The organism is Chryseobacterium koreense CCUG 49689, assembly GCF_001045435.1.
Taxonomy (GTDB): domain Bacteria; phylum Bacteroidota; class Bacteroidia; order Flavobacteriales; family Weeksellaceae; genus Kaistella; species Kaistella koreensis.
In genome coordinates this window covers 187,847-209,171 of record NZ_LFNG01000012.1, presented here as the reverse complement: position 1 = coordinate 209,171, position 21,325 = coordinate 187,847, and the positions used below count along the sequence as shown (strand labels likewise).

Here is a 21,325-nt window from a genome sequence, read left to right as displayed (position 1 = left end):
CATATTTTCCACAGGCGCGAATGAATGCATGTGACGAGCGTAATCAGCAGATCTTAAATCGCAATGTACTGTGAATTGTAACAGTTTAGACCCATTTTTATGAAAAAACTCACCACCGTTTTCACGATTTTCCTTGTATTGATGATGTTCAAGCCAGTTTTTGGGCAGAAATATTATGACGAACAATGGCAAAAAATCGAAACCAACTCCAAACAGGGTTTATACAAATCCAATCTTCCTATTATTTTAGAAATCCAAAAAACCGCCATGAAAGAAAGCAATGCTGCGCAACTTATTCGGTCGCTGAAAGCGGAATTCAGTATCGTGAATCAAACCATGGATGATGAAAAAAATGATTCCTCCACAAAATTCTTCAAAAATCTTTCAGGAATCGCCCCATCATTGAAAGGAGATGAAAAACTGGTTTTTCAGGTTCTTTTGGGGAAGTTTTTTACAGATTATTATGCTCAAAATCGGTGGGAGGTTAATCAAAGAATCAACCTAAATAGTCAGGATATCACTCAGATTGAAACCTGGTCAAAACTTGATTTTAAGAATTATTTATCCAAACATTTTGCAGATCTGGAACTGCACAAAACTGATTTGCAAAAAGTTGCACTGTCCAAATATAAAGCGATTTTTGGTGGAACTCAGGATTTGGATTATTTCCCGACTTTGTTTGATTGGAATTCTATAAAACAAATCGATTTTCTTGGTGATGATCAACTTTTTACTCCCAATGAACTGAAAATCAATAACCCTAAAATCAATTCTATTTATGATGAGCTGATTGCAAAAAATGCGGGCAATTCCAAACTTTACTTTCAGCATCAAAAACTGAATGATAATTGCGAATTCACCCACTGCAAAGACAGGTTTTCACAACTTCAAGCACTCTACAATTCCACCACGGAAGGTGATTACAAAGTTCTGATCGCCATGGATTTGGTTGACGAACTTACCGAAGAGCAAAAGTTTAAAGAAGCTTTGTCTTGGCTAAATCAGGTGAAAAACCAATATCCAAAATCAAATTTTCTGAACAATATTCTTAACCGCACCAATTCCATCATCAGTCCAAATCTTGCTATTTATTTCGAGAACCATACCCAATCCAATCTTCCGATCCATTTGGTTGCCGATGCGAAAAATGTCGCCCGATTTTCGTTAAATATTTACGAAGTAAAAGACGATGTGCAGAATTTTCTGAAATATGTTTCCAATTCTTACGATAAAAATGCTTTTGCAGCGGTGAAAAAATCTTTGGTGAGGAAAGAAATTTTTGATCTTCAAGATTTGAAGGATTATAAAGACCATAGAACTTCTTTGGAAATCAAGCCGCTTCCTTCGGGAATTTACTTGGCGGAATATGTGGTTGACAATGCAATTCAGGGTCATTTTTATTTTATTGCGACGAATTCACGAATCATTTTTAACAAAAAGAATGAGCACAAAACGATCGATAACCAATTGAAACTGGTGAGCCGAGAGAACGGGAAATCCATTTCCGACGAAGCCTTGAAGGTCTATGAATACGAGCGGGGAACCACCGTTAATAATTTTTTGCTGAACACAGATAATACTGCGAATTTTAATTTTCCGGAATCCAAAGATCATGCATATTATCGTTATTATTTGGTTAACCAACCGAAAACCAACGACTATAATCTTATCCAGGTTTACGGAAATAATTATTACGGCGAAAATAAAATAGAAGATCGAGAACAAGCCCAGATTTTCTTGGACAGAGCGATTTACCGTCCCGGACAAACCGTGTATTTCAAAGTGATTGCGACTGCTTTTAGTGGAAAAACCCTAAAAGAAAATGTGGTCCCAAAGTCCAAATTGAATGTGGTTTTGAACGATGCGAATGGCGAAGAAATCAGCAGACAACAGTTAATGACTAATGATTTTGGTTCTGTTCATGGCAGTTTCACGCTTCCTCAAGGAAAATTAAATGGAACTTTCAGAATTGAAGTGGAAAATGATGATGAAAAGTCGGGCTCCTTCACTGAAGGAAGAAAAGATTTCCAAGTCGAAGAATACAAACGTCCGAAATTTGAAGTCAACTTTGAACCGGTAAAAACCGAATACAAATACGGCGAAACCATTGACCTGAAAGGAAAAGCAATAACTTTCTCCGGAATTCCTTTAAGCAATTCCACGGTGAATTATGAAATCAGAAAACAGAATATCCGATGGAGGTATTTCTGGTGGTTTCCGCGCGGAAATGATAATGAAAACTCTATTTTAGGGGAAGTGAAAACCGATGAAAAGGGAGAATTTACCATTAAAATTGAACTTAAAAAAGACGAAACTTTAGACGGAATCCAAGTCGATAATTACGAGATCAACGCTTCGGTGACCGACATTAACGGTGAAACGCAATCTGCCAGGGAAAACATGAGGGTCTCTTCGGTTTCCCATTACATCAAAACCGATGATATCAAGGATTCTTTCACCGATGAACCGATTACAATTAAAGTTGAAACCAAAAATTACAACGACCAGAATTTGAAGAAACCTTATCAGGTGAAACTTTCGAAAATGCTGCCAAAAGATAGGATTTTCCGCACCAATTTCGAAACTCGAATTCAGGACTTGCCGAAATTTTCAAAAGCAGAATTTATTCAGAAATTTCCGCATGATTATTTTAATGAAAAGGAAAAAGAGGATGTCGTGGAAAAAGTGGTATTTGAATCTTTGCAGAAAGACGAAACGCTTGATCTGGGAAAACTTTCCCCGGGAAAATACCAACTCGAACTGTACAATATTGAAGGAAAAGACACCATAAAAACAGAAAAAACTTTTGAAGTTTTTGATAAAAAATTCCTTGCCGATTCGCAAAAACCGTTTCTGAAAGTAATCCGGCCAAAAACTGAATTTCAGCGAAACGAAAAAGCGAAAATTCATGTGTATTCCGCAATTCCGGATGCTTTGGTGAATGTTTTTGTTCAAAATGGAAACGGTGAAACGGTGACAGAACAAAAATCATTTGTAAACGGCGTTTTGGAATATGAAGTGGCATTTCCGAAAGATGAAAACATAGACCAAATCAATGTGCAGTTTCAGTTGGTGGCTTTTAATGACGTGAAAACCGAATTGCTGAATCTGAAAATCGTTTCCGATAAAAAACCTTTACGGATTGAGACCGTGACTTTCCGCGATAAACTGCAACCCGGACAAAAAGAAAAATGGACGGTGAAAGTTTTAGGTGATGAAAAAGAGAAAATCAACGCCGAAGTTTTGGCGAATATGTACGACAAATCTTTGGACAATTTTGCGGTAAATAAATATTCCTGGCAAAATCTGAATTCAAAATACTTTATCCTGAATAATTACTCGATCAACGAATATCTCTCACAGGAAAATTTCAGCAAACGATATCCGTATCTTGAGCAGAAAACAATCAGCTTCCCGAATTTTAATTGGTTTGATGGTGGGTTTTATGGTAATCGTCTGGTAATTCGTGGTGTCAGTTCAATGGCTGCACCTGTAGCTGAAAGCATACTCGAGGGAAGAATTGCAGGTGTTGCAGTGCAGTCCGACAGCACAAATGTTGAAGAATCTGTGGTGAAAAAGAGTCTTTCGCTGGCTTCAAAAACAGTTTCCACCAAAGAATTAGAAAAAATCCCAATCCGCCAAAACCTAAACGAAACCGCATTTTTCTATCCGAATTTAGTGACCGATAAAGACGGAAATGTGAGTTTTGAATTTACTTCACCGGAAGCTTTAACGCAATGGAAACTGATGTTTTTGGCACATACAAAAGATGCCCGTTCGGCAACTTTGGAAAAATCGGTTGTTACCCAAAAAGAGTTTTCCGTAACGCCGAATTATCCGAGATTCTTACGCGAAGGCGATGAGCTGAATCTGCAGTCTAAACTTTCCAGCTTGGTAGATAAAAAGTTAAATGGAACTGCGCAACTTCAGATTTTGGATGCTTTTACAAACGAAGATATTTCGGGTAAATTCAACTTAAATGAAACTCAAAAATCATTTGCATTAAAAGAAAATGGAAATGAAGTGATAACCTGGAAATTGAAAGTTCCAAATGACATTTCTTCCATTATATTTAAAATTGTCGCAAAAGCGGGTGATTTCTCCGATGGCGAACAGAAAGCGATTCCCGTGTTACCGAACCGGATGTTGGTCACAGACGCCGTTCCGATTTTTGTGAAAGAAGGTCAAACCAAGACTTTTACTTTAGAAAATCTGGCGAAAAATACTTCGACCACGGCAACCAACTTTTCCAATACTTTGGAACTGACGACGAATCCGATTTGGGAAATCATGTTTGCCTTGCCGAGTTTGAAAAACGATCCGAACAATTCGGCGGACGTGGTTTTCAACAAATGGTTTGCCGATGTTTTGGCTTCGGAAATTTTCAAAGCCAACCCGAAATTGAAAACCGTTTTTGAGGAATATCAAAGCAAAGGGTTGCTGACTTCAAATCTGGAAAAAAACCAGGAACTGAAACAACTGCTGTTGGAAGAAACGCCGTGGATTTTGGAATCAAAAAACGAAACCGAACAAATGGAAAAACTCGCAAGGTTGTTTGATGCGAACACGATGCGAAATTCCATCAATTCAGATTGGAGCGATTTGGTGAAACTTCAAAATCCGGATGGGGGATTTTCGTGGTATCAAGGTTATCCGAGTTCCTACTATATTTCGCTTTATATCCTGAAAAATTTAGGAAAAATTAATGAATGGCTGAAAGGAAATGTTGGCGATTATCAACCTTCGGAACAGAAAGAAATGGTTTCGAAACTTATCAATTATGTGGATTCGGAAGTGAATAAGTATGGTCAAATTGATAAAAAAGAGGTGGTGAACAATTATGTTCTAAATTATCTCGACACCCGAAATTATTGGGAAAAAGATTTTCCTTTAAAACAAAAAGGAACGTCTTTGAAAAACGCCGTAATTTCTAAAGCGAAAACTGAAAAAATAACCGATTTTACTTTCTTTGGATTGCACCGGTTGGCGATTTTATTTAATGATTACGGAATGAAAGATCAATCTAAAAAATTCCTCACTTATTTAAAAGAAACTTCCACGCAATCAGAAACGCAGGGAGTTTACTGGAAACAAAATCTTAACGATTGGGGATGGTATTCTTCAAAAACCGTGAATCAGGCAGGAGCTTTGGAGGCATTCCAAAAGTTGACTCCAAACGACATCGACTTTATAGAGGAAATGAAGATCTGGCTCGTTACCCAAAAAGAAGTGAATTCTTGGGGAAGTTCGCGCGGAACGGCGGAAGTTATTTTCACGATGTTAAATTCGGGAAAATCCTGGACTTCTACAGATTCTGATAAAGCGACCATTATTTGGGGCGGAAAAGAACTCGCCAATCCGGATTCGAAAGCGACAGGTTATGTGAAATCGACTTTAAAACCAGAAAATATCGACAAAAAATTAGGGACAGTTACCATTGCAAAACCAGACCCCGGAATTGTCGAGGGTGGCTTGTTCTGGCAATATTACGAGGATTTGGACAAAATAAAATCTTCTGAAAATTACATTTCTATCGAGAAGGAACTGTACAAAAAAGTGAAAACGGTAAACGGAGGGGAACTCGTGAAAATCACCGAAAACTCACCATTAAAGGTGGGCGATAAAGTGACGGTAAGAACAATTCTGAATACGGATAGAAATATGGAATTCATCCACTTGAAAGATATGCGTGCGGCAGGTTTCGAGCCAATTGATGTGATTTCGAAATACCAGTGGAAAAACAATCTCGGCTATTATCAAAGCACGAAAGACGCTTCCACGAATTTCTACATCCAGTTTATGCCGAAAGGGAAATACGTTTTCGAATACGACTACATTTGTAATGCAGCGGGATCTTTCAGCAATGGAATTACGACTTTGCAGAATTATTACGCGCCGCAGATGAATGCGCATACGAAGGGAACTAATGTTTCCATTTCCGAATAAATTACTTTGCCAAAGTTTTAAACTTTGTAAAAATTTCAAAGAGATCCGTTTCAACTTCGGAACGGACTTTTTTGAATATCGAAAAAATGGGACTGCCTATTTTTTGTAAATTTATTTTAGATTTATCAACTCAAAATAACATCGGACATGAATTTTTTGACAAATGTCAAAGGATTCGGTTACAATTCTCCACAACTTTGCACCATCAAACAAACAGAGCATATGAAAATCTTTAAAAACAACCTGTCTAAAGTACTGGCCTTTTTGCCTCTGGTTTTTTCAGCCCAACAAGCGCCTACTTTGAAGGAGTTAATCGACAGTGCTTTAGTGAACGACGGAGCATTATCCCAACAAATTCTCGAAAACAAATATACCCGGCTCGATGATCAAAAACTGAAAGATGTTTTTCTTCCTAAAGTTGATATTTCGGGAAAAACCGGTTATCTGTATGCTTCCACGCATTTAAAATCTCCGGAAATCGGGATTCCTCCCATCCCAGGGGTTTTTCCGGGCGCCGTATTTCCGGAAGGGCAGCTCAATAACGATCTTAATATTTCGGGACTTTCTGCCTTAGCAAAAGCGGAAGCGAGCGTTCTGCTCTATTCCGGCGGGAAAGTGAAATACCTGAAGGAAGCCAACAAAGAAAAAAATATTTCCGAAAATTTATTGATGCAGAAAAGCCGCGATGAGATCATTACCGAAGTTTCAAAAGCATACGATCAAATCGCGCTCGTTCACCAATCCAAAAAAGTTCTAAATGAAGCGAAAAAGCGTTTAGACATTAATAGGAAGACTGCTGATAAAGCCTTAGGATATGGACTGATTACCCCATACGACCATAAAAAAATCGAACTGGCGCAGGCTACCCTGGACTCCAAATTGGTGGAGTATGAGGGAAAAAAAGAACTTCTTATCACCCAGATTCAGCTATTAACCGGGATCGAAAGGGAAAGAATCTCTTTGATTGAACCGCAACTGCAAACCATTTCTTACGAGGTTCTCGATCAGAATATTGAAAACAGGGTAGAAATCCAGGCTTTGAATCACGGCATTAAAGCCACCGATTATAAAATGAAAGCCGAGGAAAGATGGTGGGTTCCGAAAGTTCAGGCGCAAACTTCACTCAGTTATTTCGGATTGTTCAACAGTAATATTGCAACTTCAAAGGAATTGTTGCCGAACACGGGGAAGAAACTGGATTTTAATCCGGCGAATCTCGGCATCTTTCCTTTATTCCAGGCGGGAATTGGTTTTAAATGGGATGTTTTTGATGGGAATGAGGGAAAACATATGGTGGAAAAAGCGAAAATAGAAAAGGAGATTTTAGAGCATAAAAAGCGTGACGCCTCGAAAAAACTCACCCTTAATTTAGCCAACAATCAAACCAATTACACGATTGCCAACGCACAAATTAAGTTAAAGGAAAAATCCCGAGAAATTGCAAAACAAGGTTTGGAACAGGTGGAAAAAGAATTCCGGTACGGAACCAAAACTTCTTCTGCCTTAATCGATGCGGAAAACGATTTGGAAAATGCCGAACTGGAACTGCAAACCGCGATTTTTAACCAAAGAAGAAGCGCAATCGAACTCATGAAATCTACTCAGAATTTGCAGGTCGAGAAACTATATTAGAGATCATAGACTTTTAGAAAATAGATCATAGACATTCAGAAAGTAGAAAAAATGGACTGGGTGAAACTTCAGTGCTGAATTTAAGACAAACAAACAACATGAAAAATACTGTATTAATGACTTTGGCTTTGGGGAGTGTTCTTGCACTTTCGGGCTGTAAAGAATCTAATCCGGAAAGTGAAATTGTGGGCAAAACCAAGAAAGAAATCATTTCTTTTGCGCCGAAAATCACTGGAAGAATTTTGACCATTAAAGTAGAAGAGGGACAAACCGTAAAAGCTGGCGATACACTCGCAATATTAGACGTTCCCGAAGTTTCCGCAAAAATTGCGCAGGCAAAAGGCGCAACTTCTGCCGCAAAAGCACAGGTACAGATGGCGCAAAACGGCGCTACAGCCGATCAGCTCCGCCAGTTAAAAGCCAAACAGAAAGGTTTGCAGGAACAGTTTCAATATGCGCAAAAATCTTTCAACAGAGCGAAAAACATGTATCGTGACAGTTTGCTTTCTCCCCAAAATTACGATGAATATTTTGCAAAATACCAGGGAGCAAAAGCGCAGTTGGATGCCGTAAATGCTGAACTTCATGATGTGGAATCGGGAACCCGGTTTGAAAAAATAGAAATGGCTCAGGGACAGGAAAACCAGGCAAAAGGTGCTTTGCAGGAAGCCAATATCGCGTATTCCGAAAAGTACATCATCGCCACCAATGATATGGAAATCGAGACCATCGCTTTGAACAAGGGCGAATTGGCAACGGCAGGTTATCCGCTTTTTACCGGTTATGTTCCTAACACTGCTTATTTCAGATTTACGGTTCCCGAATCAAAAATCGCTAAGTATCAGAAAGGAATGACGGTGAAAATATTCGTCAATTATAATAAAAAGGAATTTACGGGAAAAATTGTAGCCCTTAAACAGCTGGCGAAATACGCAGATATTACCACCGCTTTCCCTGATTACGAACCAGAAGAGGCGGTTTACGAAATCAAAGTGCTGCCGGAAAACCAGCGGGAAACGAAGGATATTTTGGTGAATTCAAATGTGACTTTAAAGTAATTTGAAAAATTAAATTAAATCTCACCAAATGAAACAAATAAGATATTTATTGAAAAGGGAATTCTACCTGTTTTTTACCAACAAAACTTTGATTTCCGTTTTCTTTTTAGCACCGGTTTTCTACGCTTTATTGATCGGATTCACCTACAAATCGGGGAAAGTAGAGCATATTCCCGTGATCGTGGTGAATCACGACAACACGCCGCTATCCGGTCAGCTGGTGGAAATGCTGCAGGACAGCAAATCTTTGAAAGTATTGAGCTATATCAACGAACCGGCGAATCTGAAAGATGAAATTATCAGAACAGAAGCGGCCGCGGCAATTATTATTCCCGAACGTTTTGAGGCCATGATGCTTCAGAAAAAATACCCGGAGGTGAATGTTTACGTGAATACCTCCAATGTGCTGACGGCGAATTTTGCCACGAAAGCCATTCAGCTGACCTTGGGGACTTTTTCCGCCGGAAGCGAAATCAAAGCGTTGGAGAAAAAAGGAATGAATGCAGATCTGGCGAAAACACAGTTTGAACCCTTCAAAGCCAACTATATTACGCTCTTCAACACCACGAGTAATTACCTGGTTTTTATGTGGCCGGCAATGATGGCGGTGGTGCTGCAGCAGGTGATTTTATTGGCGATGGCGGTTACTTTTTCCGAAGAATTTAAAAGAGAATCATTCATTAAAGACTTTGCCGGAAAAGAAAAATATGCGGTGTTCGTGATGGCGATCAAATGTTTGCCGATCTGGATTTTCGCGAATTTCAATATCCTGTTTTTCTATCTGTGCAGTTTGTATTTCAGGATCCCTGTTCCCGATAATGTGTGGAATTTCTTTTTAATCACCGCGGTTTTCGTGGTGGCGGCCACCAATCTGGGCGTCCTCGTAAGTATTTTGGTGCCGGATGCGTTGAAGGCGACTCAATATTTAATGGTCATCGCATCGCCCGCATTTATCATCAGTGGATTTACGTGGCCAACTTATGCGATGCCCGGATTCATCAAAAGTTTTACGGCAATTATCCCGCTCACTCCTTATCTGGAAGCATTAAAAATCATGGTCGTGCAAAACGGTCCCGCTGTTTTGACCAAAAAATATTTAGTACATCTCTTTATTTTAGGAGGGGTTTATTTTGTTATAGGTTGGATTGCCCTGAAAATAAAAATCCATTTCCTTTTTAAAAGATACAAAATCTCAGAAAATATCGCAGATGATGAATCAGCGGAATTGATTTCTTCCGGGGAATAATATTCCGACTTTAAGATATTGACCGTCTTCATATTTTTGTTTGTTGAGAACGTTTGAATTATGGTTCAGGCGTTCTTTTTATTACAATGGTTTCCGGATTTAGTTTTCAGGGCGTTTCTGCCATTCGGCAATCTTTAAGTATTTTTGTGAAAAATAAAAAACTTTGAAACTCCTCGACCAAATTTCGAAATATATAAAACCGGATGCCCTCACCGAAGATTTTTTTCGGTACCAAACCCAGACCCAAACTTTTGCAAAAGGCGAACTCCTAAGCCAGCAAAATACCTACAACCGAAATGTGTACTACATGGAAAACGGTCTCGCGAGAACGTTTTATTTTGAAAAGGGAAAAGACATCACCACCAATTTCTATTCGGAAGGAAATTCGTTCGGCAGCATAGACACGATTTTCAACAATGTTCCCTCCATCTATAATATCGAAGCTTTGGAGGAAAGTACCGTGACATTTTGTGATTATAAAAAGTTGGAAGAATTGTGTTCGGTTTCTTTGACTTCGGCTAATTTCAGCCGGTTTCTTTTAGGGAATATCATGACGCAGATGTCGAAACGGATCAGCTCGCTGCAACACATGACGGCGAAGGAGAAATATGCGCAGCTTCTGGAGGAAAACCCCAACATCATCCTCCGTGCACCTTTGGGAATGATCGCTTCTTACCTGGGAATTTCTCAGGAAACACTCAGCAGGATTAGAAGTGAAATTTAATGGTAAATATTCCTGAAAATAGTTCTATTTTTGTTTGATAAAACTAAAATATGCAAGATATTTTTAACGCTAAAGAAGCCCAAAATTACATCGACAGAATCAATAAACTCACGCCGGAATCCCAGAGAAAATGGGGCAAAATGACGGTGGATCAAATGTTGGCGCATTGCAATGTGACTTATGAAATGGTGTATGAACCGCAGAAACATAGAGCACCGGGCGGAATTGCAAAATTCATTTTAAAGAGTTTTGTAAAACCAAAAGTGGTGGGCGAAAAATCCTATCCTCAGAATTCGCCGACTGCGCCGCAATTTATAATCAAAGAAAACAAGGATTTTGATTCAGAAAAAAAACGGTTGATCGGCTTTATCCAAAAAACCCAGCAATTGGGTAGGGAAGCTTTTGATGGAAAGGAATCCTTTTCTTTCGGAAGACTGAAAGCGCAGGAATGGAACAATATGTTCGCGAAACATCTGAACCATCATCTCTCCCAATTCGGCGTGTAGGAACCGCTTGCGACCAATCAGATCGATGATCTGAAATGAAGTGATTAATCCGAGTGGGCATCAAATCTTCCAAAAAAATACCATTATGAAAACATTGCTGTTCCTTTTTTTATTATTCGGAAATCTGGCGTTTTCGCAAATGCCGAATATCGCAAACGTGTGGCTGAATAATTCGAAACCCTATGTAGGGACTATTGGCAACAATAAAACGGAAATGAAGTTGAAAATCAATATTTCTGAGCAGGATAAGAAAAATGATCAGCAATATTTTGTGGCGGGTTACACTTTGGTGGACCGTACTTTTTCCAAATTTGAGGGAAAAATCATCATCACCAAATATAAAGATGGGAACAAGCGCAATGTGGTTTTCGGGGAATATGATTTGGCCGAAGAGCCCAATGGAAAACACACCGGGACGCTGAAGGGAAAATTTATCTATACGTTCAACTGGAACAGCAAGTCTGAAAAAATAGACAGCCAGTTCATAGAATTGATCGGTGATTGGACGAGCTACGACGGAACCATGACTTACCGGACAAATCTTAAAAATTAATAATTAATAATTAATAATGAAACAAATCGCTTTCACTTTGCTGTTGCTGAGCGCTTTCAGCTACGGGCAGACTTCGGAAACGCCAAAAAACAATAACCTGGAATTGGGCGCTTTTTCAGTGAGTTTAAAGGTAAAGGATATCAAAAAGTCCGTCGAGTTTTACCAAAAACTGGGCTTCACCTACAAAAACGGAAACATCGACCAAAAATGGGTAGTTCTGAAAAATGGAAATACCGTAATCGGTTTATTTGAAGGCTATATTGAGGGAAACACCCTTACTTTTAATCCCGGATGGGACCAGAATGCAAAAAATCTGGAAAACTTTACGGACATTCGTGAAATCCAAAAAACCTTGAAATCCGAAAATGTGAAACTGGACCGCGAAGCAGACGAAAATACAAAAGGTCCGGAATATATCCTGCTAAAAGATCCGGACGGAAATCCAATCCTGATCGATCAACACCGCTAATTTTAAATAAAAATGGAGATCCAAATCATCGAATTTGATGCTCAATATCGGGACGATTTTAAAAAACTAAATACAGAATGGCTGCAAAAATATTTTGTGGTAGAACCCTTTGACGAACATCAGCTATCAAACCCGGAAACTGAAATCTTAGACAAAGGAGGAAAGATTTTCTTCGCAAAAGCTGACGAAAAAATCGTGGGAACAGCGTCATTACTCCATGAACACGGTGAATACGAACTCGCGAAGATGGCAGTGACCGAAGATTTTAAAGGCCACGGAATCGGAAATCTTTTGATGAAGCACTGCATCGATCAGGCGAAAAAGTCAGGGATTCCGAAACTGGTGCTGATTTCCAACCGAAGTTTAACGCCCGCTTTGACCATGTACCAAAAATTCGGATTCCGTGAAATTCCTTTGGGAGAAGTTCCGTATGCGAGAGGAGATATTAAAATGGAGCTGGATTTAAGGAAGTAGAAAATAGAGGAAAGAGAATAGAAAATAGAGCATGGAGAGTCAAAAAGACTCAATGGAGAGTTAAAAAGGCTCAACGTTGAGTTAAAAAGGCTCAACGTTGAGTTAAAAAGACTCATCGTTGAATTAAAAAGGCTCATCGTTGAATTAAAAAGACTCATTGTTGAGTTAAAAAGACTCAATGGGGAGTTAAAAAGACTCAATGGAGAGTTAAAACGGCTCAATGGAGAGTTAAAAAGGCTCGATGAAGAGTTAAAAAGGCTGGAAAGTAAATAGACTAGAGTAGAATTCATTTTGAAGGAAATCTTAAAATTACACTTCGGCAGACAGGCCTGAAATCTACCTGTCGGCAGACAGGCCTGAAATCTACCTGTCGGCAGACAGGCCTGAAACTTGAAACTTGAAATCTACCTATCGGCAGACAGGCTTCAAATCTGCCTATCGGCAGACAGGCTTCAAACCAAAAAAATTAAACAATTTCAAACAAAATCTTTATGGCACAAGTAAACGCATACCTTACCTTCAATGGTAATTGTGAAGAAGCATTCAATTTCTACAAATCTGTATTTGGCGGGGAATTTCCATATATCGGACGTTTCGGCGATATGCCGCCATCAGAAGACGGAAAGCAGGTTCCAGAAGCAGACAAGAACAAAATCATGCACGTTTCACTTCCGATTTCTCAGGAAACGATTTTGATGGGTTCCGATACCGGTGGCGAATGGGCTTCCAAACACGTTGCAGGAAACAATATTTCCCTTTCGGTGAACACCGATTCCAAAGAGGAGGCAGACCGGATTTTTAACGGACTTTCTGCGGGCGGAAATGTGACGATGCCTTTGGCAGAAACGTTTTGGGGAGCTTATTTTAGAATGTGGACGGACAAATTCGGCATCCACTGGATGGTGAATTACGACGATCCGGCAAAAATGCAGCACTAAAATTTTAGCCCGAAACAAAAATTCCGTTCATGAACACTGGGCGGAATTTTTTTGTCGATTTATTTAAAAAAGTCCTTCAATTTTTCTGCAGCCCGCAGTAACGTTTCTTCTTTTTTGGCGAAGCAAAACCGAACGGATTTGGTGTCATTGGCATTCTGATAAAACGCCGAAACCGGAATGGAGGCCACTTTTCCGATTTCTGTAAGCCACACCGCAAAATCCTTGTCGCTTAAATCCGAAATATTTTCAAATCCCAAAATCTGGAAGTAGCCCGCTTCTGCTTTTTGGCGGATGGTGAATGGCAAATCCCTAAAGGTTTCCAAAAAGAAATCTCTCTTTTTCTGCAAAAATTTGCGGTTTTCTTCCACATCGAAAACTTCCAAAAAGTTCGCCAATGCCTGCTGAGCCGGAGCATTTACGCTGAAACCCAGGTATTGGTGGATTCGCCGGTAAGCCGCGGTAAGTTCTTCCGACGCCAAAACATAGCCGATTTTCCAACCGGTTGCATGGAACATTTTCCCGAATGAAAAGATGCAGAGACTCTGATTCTTTAATTTAAGATGATTAAAAGCACTGTAAAATTCACCGTGGTCATAGGTCAGTACATCATAAACTTCATCTGAAATCAAAATGATTTGGCTTCCTTCAAGGAGTTCTGCCAACCGGTCATAATCTTCTTTCTTTAATATTTTACCCGAAGGATTATGCGGCGAATTCACAATAATGGCCTTTGTCCGGTGATTGATGGCATTTTTTAAGGCTTCGAAATCAATTTGGAAATCGTCGGTCAAGCTCAAAAAAACCGGAATTCCGCCGTTGATTTCAATCGATGGGACATAGGAATCATAGCACGGTTCCCAAACGATGACTTCATCGCCAAATTGAAGAATCGCCGCCAAAGCAGTGAAAATTCCATAACTCGCACCCGGCGAAATGGTGATGTTTTCTGGAGCCAAAGCAATTGGGAGATTTCTTTTTGCATTGAATTGGATCAGGTTTTCAATCAACAAAGGATTTCCCGGCATGGGAGCATATTGGTTGAAATTTTGATGGGTAGCCTCTGCCAAAAATGATTGTAAACGGCCGTCAATTTCGAAATCCGGAAATCCCTGTGAAAGATTGACTGCATTGTTTTTTATGGCAAGTGCCGTCATTTCAGAAAAGATGGTCAGGTCTGAACCAGAATGTTTTCTTTTAATCATATTCAAATTTAGCGATAAATGTTCAGACTTTTATTAAATTAAATTCCTATTTTTAGCCACCAAAATAATGATATGAATAAGTTTTTGATTCCGATTTTTTCGGCTGTCTTGTTGACCAGTTGTGCCACAAACCTTTCCTACAGTGGTTCTGCATTTAAAGATTCTTATAATTCCATCACGGCAAATGAGTTGAAAACCCATCTGTACATCGTGGCTTCCGATGAAATGCAGGGACGCGATACCGGAAGTGAAGGCCAGAAAAAAGCCGGGAGATACCTGATTTCGCAATATGAAAAAATGGGAATCTCCCATCCAAAAGTCATGAATTCCTATTATCAGACGGTGCCGAAAGAAGCACTGAAAGGCAGGAGGGGAGATTTGCCAGAATCTGAAAACATTCTCGCATTCATTGAGGGCACTGAAAAGCCGAATGAGATTATCGTGATTTCCGCACATTATGACCACGTGGGAATGAAAGACGGCGTGATTTATAACGGTGCAGATGACGATGGAAGTGGAACGGTGGCTTTGCTGGAAATTGCGGAAGCATTCCAAATGGCGAAAAAATCCGGGAAATCGCCAAAACGCTCGGTATTGTTTCTGCACGTCACCGGCGAAGAACACGGGCTTTTAGGTTCAAAATATTATTCCGAAAATCCTGTTTTTCCGTTGGCAAATACCGTTGCCAATTTGAATATCGATATGATCGGGAGATGCGACAAAGATAATTGCGGAAAAGATTATGTGTACGTAATCGGTTCGGAAATGCTTTCTTCGGAATTGAAAAAGATCAACGAGAAGGCCAATTCCACCAATACGAAACTGGAGCTGAACTACAAATACGATGACCCAAAAGATCCACAAAGATTATACTACCGATCCGATCACTATAATTTTGCAAAAAATAATATTCCGGTCGCTTTTTATTTTGACGGAATCCATGAGGATTACCACCAACCGACCGATGATCCTGAAAAAATCGACTATGAACTTTTGAAAAAAAGAACCCAATTGGTTTTCTCCACTGCTTGGGAACTGGCAAACCGCGATGCGAGAATTATTGTGGATGGTAAAAATTTGAGATGAGGAAATTTTTCTCCAGAAATTGAGACAAAAGATCAGGCGGTTATTTTCCGCCTTTTTTGTTAGATTTTATTAGGGTCTTGCTTAGTATTTAATACTCGCAAAATATTGATTTTGTCGGGATAAACTTTGTAAATAATCTGGAAGCTATAAATCACAGCTCTTCTGACCTTTTCATCATTTTAAATGGGTTCTTTCTGAAATTTATATGGAAAATCCTTTAATGAATCTCCCATTGCTAAAATTTTCTTCAGTACTATCTTGGCATTTTGTGGGCTGTCTTTCGCAATGTGGCCGATATGTCCGTACAAATCCGTATTGGCTCGCTTACTCCAGATGGTGCGCATTAGAAATATTTTTAAAAACTTCATCTGAAGTCAGGCCTTCATCTATTCCGCTTTCCATTTCTGTAATCACTTCATCCAATTGCTTAATATATTCTTTTTCCGTCAATGGTTTACCAAGACTATCGTAAGCCAAAATATCCTCTCGAACAATTAGATCTCTAATTTTCTGCAATAACTTATTGTCAGTCATTGCCAACACTCGTTGTGCTATATTTATTTGCAGGGTTTCCGTATTCATGGCAAATGTGTTTTAAGTTTGCAATGCAAAAATGATTCAAAAAGTGATCCCACCAAGAATCGAACTTGGATCTAAAGTTTAGGAAACTTCTATTCTATCCGTTGAACTATGGGACCAGGAGTGCAAATTTAGGAAAATTCCCAAAAAGTCTGCGCCATTGAAGTTGAATTTAAGACGAAGAAAAAAACAGTCCGCTCTTTAGGAACGGGCTGATTAGATAAAACATCTCATTTTTTAGTTAGACAACAACAAAAAAGAGAAGTCGATAAGGCTTCTCTTAAATTTTTATATTAAGTTGGATAGTTCTGTTTTACAGACTCCGAAATGAAAATTGTTTTCACATTAATTTTATTTCTATGGTAAATGTAGCGGAAAAAACTTTAACAAAGATGAACTTAATGTTAAAATTCACTACTTATCCACATTTTTTTGTGGATAACTTTGATTTTCAGGAAGATAATTTGATGCCTAAAAGATTTGATATCAATTTGTTTTCAAAAAAATCGATGGTTTGTTCCGATTTGTAATTTTCAGGGGTCCATTTATAGGCGTAATTCATGTTATACATCAAGAATTTCGCAATCAAGCCAGCATCCGTATCCAGCTTCTTGTCAATCTGGAAGTATTTCAATGCATCTGATAAATAATGGGCATAAGACTCAGTAAAGTTGCTGTAGCGTTCTTTTGTTTCTTTACTAATCGAATTGAAGTACCGGCGAAAAATTTCAGCCATTTCCAGATTCTTCTCAATCAAGATGATATTTTGGTGGATCATAAATCTCAGCTGGTCCTCAAAATCCCTCTCTTTTGATTTAAAATCCACAAGTTCCGCCTCCAATAATCCCACGTAATTTTGGGCAATCCATTCCAGAATCTGTTCTTTTGAAGAAATGTGTGAATAAAGACTGGCAGCCAAAATATTGAGCTTTTCGGCGATGTCTCGAACAGAAGTTTCGGCATATCCGTTTTCATAGAAAAGTTTGACAGACACATCAAAAATCTGCTGCTGTCTTTTGGAAAGAGTGTGGTAGAATGTTTCCATGATCAATTTTTATCAAAATTAATAAAGTTTAAATGGAATCCATTCAAATTTTCTAAAAATTTGAAAAAGAATTAGTTAGGGGTTTGTTACGACATTAATTAATGACCAGCATAGAGCTTTTCTAACAAAAATCTTGCCGTGTGTGATTTTTTCTCTTTCACCAAATCTTCCGGACTTCCTGAAAAAACAACTTCTCCGCCATTTTTTCCGGCTTCCGGACCAATGTCGACGATCCAGTCCGCAGATTTGATGATGTCCGGTTGATGCTCGATCACGATCACAGAATGTCCAAGCTCGATCAGTTGCTGCAATGATTTCAGGAGTTTGTTGATGTCGTGGAAATGCAGTCCGGTAGAGGGTTCGTCGAAAATGAAAAGCGTTTTTTCATTCGTCATCCCTTTCACTAAAAACGACGCGAGTTTCACTCTTTGTGCTTCACCGCCGGAAAGGGTGGATGAACTTTGACCCAGTTGCAGATATCCTAAACCAACTTCCTGCAGTGGTTTTAGTTTGGTCACGATTCTTTCCTCCTCATTGTCGTTGAAAAACTGAATCGCCTCGTCCACCGTCATGCGCAGAATATCAGAAATGTTCTTCTCGTCAAATTTTATCTCCAGAATTTCATTTTTAAAACGGGTTCCGTGACAAGTTTCACATTCCAGTTCGATGTCTGCCATAAACTGCATGGATACATTGATTACCCCTTCACCTTTGCACTCGTCACATCTTCCGCCATCTACATTGAACGAAAAGTGTTTTGGTTTTAAGCCCATCATTTGTGCCGATTTCTGTTTGGAAAACAAATCTCGGATGTCGTCGTATGCCTTCAAATAGGTCACTGGATTGGAGCGGGACGATTTTCCAATCGGATTTTGGTCGATGAGTTCAATGTTTTTGATGTATCTTTTTGGGAATTCCACCGCATCGTAATCTCCTTTTTTTCCGCCCATTCCCAGCTGAATCTGAATCTCGTTGGTCAGAATCTCCTTCATTAAAGTTGATTTTCCGCTCCCGGAAACACCCGAAATCACGACCAGCATTTCAACCGGAATATCCACGTTGATGTTTTTGAGGTTGTTTTGTCTTGCACCTTTAATGCGAATCCAATCTTTCGGTTTTCTGCGCGTTTCGGGAACTTTGATTTCCAGTTTTCCCGTCAAATATTTCGAGGTCAAGGTATCGGCATCTTTCAGTTCTTCAAAGTTTCCGGCGAAGACCAGTTCTCCTCCGAGATAACCTGCTTCCGGTCCGATGTCGATGATGTAATCTGCCGCTTTCATTACATCTTCATCATGTTCCACCACGATCACGGTGTTTCCCAAATCACGGAGGTTTTTCAGAACTTCAATCAAATTTTCGGTATCCCGGGAATGAAGACCGATCGACGGCTCATCCAAAATATAAATGGATCCAACCAGCGAACTTCCCAGTGAAGTCGCTAGATTAATCCGCTGGCTTTCACCGCCGGAAAGCGTGTTAGAGGTTCTGTTTAAAGTTAAATATCCTAAACCGACTTTTTCTAAAAATTCCAAACGGGTGGTGATTTCGTAAAGCAACCGTTTTGCAATTTCTGCGTCGTGTTTGTTGAGGTGAAAAGATTTTATTAGCGGTAAAAGTTCATCCAGTGGCAATTCAATCATCGATTGGATCTGGTGTCCATCAATTTTCACCCATGAAGTTTCCTCGCGCAACCGCAATCCCTCACAAGTCGGGCAAATTGTTTTCCCGCGGTACCTGGAAAGCATCACGCGGTACTGGATTTTGTAGAGATTCTCTTCCAACATCTTGAAAAATGCGTTGATGGAAGGGAAATCTTTGGTGCCATCACCTTTCCACAAAAGGTTTTTCTGTTCTTTGGTCAGTTGGTGATATGGTTTGTGAATCGGGAATTCGTCACCCACTTTTTTGATGAAGGCACGTTTCCATTCGCGCATGGAATCCCCTTTCCAGGCCGCAACCGCATCTTCAAAAATCGAATTGGTTTTGTTAGGAATCACCAAATCCTCGTCAATTCCAATCACTTTCCCGTAACCTTCACATTCCGGACAAGCTCCATAAGGATTATTGAAACTGAAGAAATGCACGTTCGGTTCCAAGAATTCAATTCCGTCCAGTTCAAATTTGTTGGAAAATTCCCTTATTTTTCCTGTTTCGGTATTTTTTAAGGAACAATATCCGCGACCTTCATAAAACGCCATCTGAATGGAATCCGCCAATCTTTGAAGGAAATTCTCGTCATCTTCGTAGCTGAATCGGTCAATCACGAGTTGGATTTCCATGTCTTTTTCAGGCACGAAACCGAAACTTTCCAGATCCTCTATTCCTGCCACGTTTCCATTCACTTCCAAACGGGTAAAACCTGAAAGTTTCAAGGTTTTCATGAGCTCTGAAAATTTCGAAACTTCAAATTGGAGTGGTGATCGCAAAAGGTAGGTCTTTCCTTCATTTTGTTTAATGAAATCAATAACGTCTGAAACGGAATCCTTTTTCACTTCTTCGCCTGAAATCGGGGAATATGTTCTGCCGACTCTGGCAAAAAGGAGCTTCAAATAATCGTAAATCTCTGTGGAAGTTCCGACCGTGGAACGTGGATTCGAGGAAATCACCTTCTGCTGAATCGCGATGGATGGAGCCAAACCTTTGATGTCGTCGATTTTGGGTTTCTCCAGTTTTCCCAAGAATTGCCGCGCATAAGAACTCAAACTTTCCACATACCTTCGTTGTCCTTCCGCATAAATAGTGTCGAAAGCAAGCGAAGATTTTCCGCTTCCCGAAACTCCGGTAATAACCACGAGTTTGTTTTTGGGAATCAAAACATCGATGTGCTTCAGGTTGTTGAGATGCGCATTCTTTACGAAGATCTGTTTTTTAATATCTATTTCTGTACTTGTAGCCATGGTAAAATTCAACCCACAAATTTACGGAAATTTAGGGGAAGAATTTCGTCCGTTTTTTTCGAGGAAAACCATTTTGAACAATTGCGTTGGTTTTCAAAAAAATCAGAACTCTTTTAATTTCAGGGTCAATAAAACCAAATGTCGCGAATTTTTTTTCAGACGAGTTCATGGCAAAACTTAAAAGTTTTTTAAAATACGTATTTTTGCTTTATGAAAAAATCACTGATCTGCATATTTTTTTTAATGGTTTCTTCCTTGATTTTTTCACAGGAACATATTTCCAGTTTCAATGCAGTGACGGTCACCTATCAATTCCATCCCAAGTTTTTTATTTATGGAGAGGGCCAACTTCGCGGAATTGAGAATTATTCCTACCCGGATTATTACGAAATCAAAGGTGGAATCGGTTATAATCTAACGCCAAATCACAAACCGTTTGTAGGAATCGGGCGATATGCGACCTATAAAAACCACAGTCTGGACAAAGAGGAATTCCGGATTTGGTTGCAGGATGTCCTGATTTTTAAATATCACACCCTGAAATTTGAAAACCGTTTTCGGGCAGAGAAAAGCTGGTTTTATGAACCGAATCAAGACCTTCATTCTGACCGCTACCGATTCCGCTACCGGTTGAATATTTCCGTTCCATTGAATTCCAAATCGATCACTCCGGGAACAATTTTTGCCAATGCCTACAGTGAAATTTTCTTTGTGACGGAAAAACCGATTTTTGCCAGAAACCGTTTGTATGGAGGATTTGGTTATCAGGTTGACGAAATTTTTGGACTAGCTTCCGGCTATCTTTGGCAGAGAGAATTTGGCAATGCCGGGAACAAAAACCTCCATTTTTTATACCTTGCCCTAAACATCAATATCGACGACTCCCAGCAAAAGCACTACCATTTTCCGGGAGCAGATTAATGTTGATAACTTTTCTGAAATTTCATTTTTTATTTGAAAAGTTGTTTTT

At 39.4% G+C, this 21,325-nt stretch carries 17 protein-coding genes and 1 tRNA gene; 12 read left to right on the top strand and 6 right to left on the bottom strand.

Going from position 1 to position 21,325, the window contains the following annotated elements:
* Positions 1–99 precede the first annotated feature (99 nt).
* The 10 genes from ACM44_RS10080 to ACM44_RS10035 all read left to right on the top strand — a co-directional run bounded on the left by ACM44_RS10080 (position 100) and on the right by ACM44_RS10035 (position 13,546).
* Entirely contained in the window at positions 100–5,946 is a 5,847-nt protein-coding gene (locus tag ACM44_RS10080; protein ID WP_048499903.1) for an alpha-2-macroglobulin family protein, read from the top strand.
* Positions 5,947–6,093: 147 nt separating this feature from the next.
* Positions 6,094–7,578: a TolC family protein gene (locus ACM44_RS10075; protein WP_241477168.1), complete on the top strand. Its 1,485-nt coding sequence runs from the start codon at positions 6,094–6,096 to the stop codon at positions 7,576–7,578.
* Between the two features lie 98 nt (positions 7,579–7,676).
* Positions 7,677–8,636, top strand: a complete 960-nt coding sequence (locus ACM44_RS10070) for an HlyD family secretion protein (RefSeq protein ID WP_048499902.1) — start codon at positions 7,677–7,679, stop codon at positions 8,634–8,636.
* Between the two features lie 28 nt (positions 8,637–8,664).
* Positions 8,665–9,882 carry an ABC transporter permease gene (locus ACM44_RS10065; RefSeq protein WP_048499901.1) on the top strand — a complete coding sequence of 406 codons (1,218 nt, stop codon included), beginning with the start codon at positions 8,665–8,667 and terminating at the stop codon, positions 9,880–9,882.
* Between the two features lie 163 nt (positions 9,883–10,045).
* Positions 10,046–10,606 carry a Crp/Fnr family transcriptional regulator gene (locus ACM44_RS10060; protein WP_048499900.1) on the top strand — a complete coding sequence of 187 codons (561 nt, stop codon included), beginning with the start codon at positions 10,046–10,048 and terminating at the stop codon, positions 10,604–10,606.
* A gap of 50 nt (positions 10,607–10,656) precedes the next feature.
* Positions 10,657–11,112 (top strand): DUF1569 domain-containing protein, encoded by a 456-nt coding sequence (locus ACM44_RS10055; RefSeq protein ID WP_048499899.1) that lies wholly within the window; start codon positions 10,657–10,659, stop codon positions 11,110–11,112.
* Between the two features lie 85 nt (positions 11,113–11,197).
* Positions 11,198–11,665: a hypothetical protein gene (locus ACM44_RS10050; RefSeq protein ID WP_048499954.1), complete on the top strand. Its 468-nt coding sequence runs from the start codon at positions 11,198–11,200 to the stop codon at positions 11,663–11,665.
* Between the two features lie 16 nt (positions 11,666–11,681).
* On the top strand, positions 11,682–12,134 hold the full coding sequence (locus ACM44_RS10045) for a VOC family protein (protein ID WP_316932554.1): 453 nt from the start codon (positions 11,682–11,684) through the stop codon (positions 12,132–12,134).
* Between the two features lie 12 nt (positions 12,135–12,146).
* Positions 12,147–12,608 carry a GNAT family N-acetyltransferase gene (locus ACM44_RS10040; protein WP_048499898.1) on the top strand — a complete coding sequence of 154 codons (462 nt, stop codon included), beginning with the start codon at positions 12,147–12,149 and terminating at the stop codon, positions 12,606–12,608.
* Positions 12,609–13,099: 491 nt separating this feature from the next.
* Positions 13,100–13,546 (top strand): VOC family protein, encoded by a 447-nt coding sequence (locus ACM44_RS10035; RefSeq protein WP_048499897.1) that lies wholly within the window; start codon positions 13,100–13,102, stop codon positions 13,544–13,546.
* A gap of 59 nt (positions 13,547–13,605) precedes the next feature.
* On the opposite strand, the gene ACM44_RS10030 is transcribed toward ACM44_RS10035, so the two are convergent.
* The gene (locus ACM44_RS10030; protein WP_048499896.1) at positions 13,606–14,748 is read right to left on the bottom strand and encodes a methionine aminotransferase; all 1,143 of its coding nucleotides are present in this window, start codon (positions 14,746–14,748) and stop codon (positions 13,606–13,608) included.
* Positions 14,749–14,820: 72 nt separating this feature from the next.
* Here ACM44_RS10030 and ACM44_RS10025 point away from each other — a divergent pair, with 72 nt between their 5' ends.
* Positions 14,821–15,834 carry a M28 family metallopeptidase gene (locus ACM44_RS10025; protein WP_048499895.1) on the top strand — a complete coding sequence of 338 codons (1,014 nt, stop codon included), beginning with the start codon at positions 14,821–14,823 and terminating at the stop codon, positions 15,832–15,834.
* Between the two features lie 179 nt (positions 15,835–16,013).
* On the opposite strand, the gene ACM44_RS15345 is transcribed toward ACM44_RS10025, so the two are convergent.
* The 5 genes from ACM44_RS15345 to uvrA all read right to left on the bottom strand — a co-directional run bounded on the left by ACM44_RS15345 (position 16,014) and on the right by uvrA (position 20,355).
* A complete protein-coding gene (locus ACM44_RS15345) occupies positions 16,014–16,178 on the bottom strand; it encodes a type II toxin-antitoxin system RelE/ParE family toxin (RefSeq protein WP_160304010.1) in 165 nt (54 codons plus the stop codon).
* On the bottom strand, positions 16,159–16,416 hold the full coding sequence (locus tag ACM44_RS10020; protein ID WP_048499894.1) for a hypothetical protein: 258 nt from the start codon (positions 16,414–16,416) through the stop codon (positions 16,159–16,161). Before ACM44_RS10020 ends, ACM44_RS15345 begins: the two co-directional genes overlap by 20 nt.
* Positions 16,417–16,460: 44 nt before the next feature.
* Positions 16,461–16,532, bottom strand: a tRNA-Arg gene (locus tag ACM44_RS10015).
* Between the two features lie 332 nt (positions 16,533–16,864).
* Entirely contained in the window at positions 16,865–17,458 is a 594-nt protein-coding gene (locus ACM44_RS10010; RefSeq protein WP_048499893.1) for a TetR/AcrR family transcriptional regulator, read from the bottom strand.
* 98 nt (positions 17,459–17,556) lie between these two features.
* Positions 17,557–20,355 (bottom strand): excinuclease ABC subunit UvrA, encoded by a 2,799-nt coding sequence (gene uvrA / locus ACM44_RS10005; RefSeq protein WP_048499892.1) that lies wholly within the window; start codon positions 20,353–20,355, stop codon positions 17,557–17,559.
* Between the two features lie 210 nt (positions 20,356–20,565).
* Between uvrA and ACM44_RS09995 the strand changes: the two genes are divergently transcribed.
* The gene (locus ACM44_RS09995) at positions 20,566–21,276 is read left to right on the top strand and encodes a DUF2490 domain-containing protein (protein ID WP_048499890.1); all 711 of its coding nucleotides are present in this window, start codon (positions 20,566–20,568) and stop codon (positions 21,274–21,276) included.
* Positions 21,277–21,325 lie beyond the last annotated feature (49 nt).

What these genes read in the sequence shown, in the direction of transcription:
- ACM44_RS10045 (WP_316932554.1), top strand. Translation starts at nt 11,682, where the DNA reads ATGAAACAAATCGCTTTCACTTTGCTGTTGCTGAGCGCTTTCAGCTAC.
- ACM44_RS10065 (WP_048499901.1), top strand. Translation starts at nt 8,665, where the DNA reads ATGAAACAAATAAGATATTTATTGAAAAGGGAATTCTACCTGTTTTTT.
- ACM44_RS15345 (WP_160304010.1), bottom strand. Translation starts at nt 16,178, where the DNA reads ATGCGCACCATCTGGAGTAAGCGAGCCAATACGGATTTGTACGGACAT.
- ACM44_RS10070 (WP_048499902.1), top strand. Translation starts at nt 7,677, where the DNA reads ATGAAAAATACTGTATTAATGACTTTGGCTTTGGGGAGTGTTCTTGCA.
- ACM44_RS10075 (WP_241477168.1), top strand. Translation starts at nt 6,094, where the DNA reads ATGAATTTTTTGACAAATGTCAAAGGATTCGGTTACAATTCTCCACAA.
- ACM44_RS10050 (WP_048499954.1), top strand. Translation starts at nt 11,198, where the DNA reads ATGAAAACATTGCTGTTCCTTTTTTTATTATTCGGAAATCTGGCGTTT.
- ACM44_RS10080 (WP_048499903.1), top strand. Translation starts at nt 100, where the DNA reads ATGAAAAAACTCACCACCGTTTTCACGATTTTCCTTGTATTGATGATG.
- ACM44_RS10035 (WP_048499897.1), top strand. Translation starts at nt 13,100, where the DNA reads ATGGCACAAGTAAACGCATACCTTACCTTCAATGGTAATTGTGAAGAA.
- ACM44_RS09995 (WP_048499890.1), top strand. Translation starts at nt 20,566, where the DNA reads ATGAAAAAATCACTGATCTGCATATTTTTTTTAATGGTTTCTTCCTTG.
- ACM44_RS10010 (WP_048499893.1), bottom strand. Translation starts at nt 17,458, where the DNA reads ATGGAAACATTCTACCACACTCTTTCCAAAAGACAGCAGCAGATTTTT.
- ACM44_RS10025 (WP_048499895.1), top strand. Translation starts at nt 14,821, where the DNA reads ATGAATAAGTTTTTGATTCCGATTTTTTCGGCTGTCTTGTTGACCAGT.
- uvrA (WP_048499892.1), bottom strand. Translation starts at nt 20,355, where the DNA reads ATGGCTACAAGTACAGAAATAGATATTAAAAAACAGATCTTCGTAAAG.
- ACM44_RS10030 (WP_048499896.1), bottom strand. Translation starts at nt 14,748, where the DNA reads ATGATTAAAAGAAAACATTCTGGTTCAGACCTGACCATCTTTTCTGAA.
- ACM44_RS10055 (WP_048499899.1), top strand. Translation starts at nt 10,657, where the DNA reads ATGCAAGATATTTTTAACGCTAAAGAAGCCCAAAATTACATCGACAGA.
- ACM44_RS10040 (WP_048499898.1), top strand. Translation starts at nt 12,147, where the DNA reads ATGGAGATCCAAATCATCGAATTTGATGCTCAATATCGGGACGATTTT.
- ACM44_RS10020 (WP_048499894.1), bottom strand. Translation starts at nt 16,416, where the DNA reads ATGAATACGGAAACCCTGCAAATAAATATAGCACAACGAGTGTTGGCA.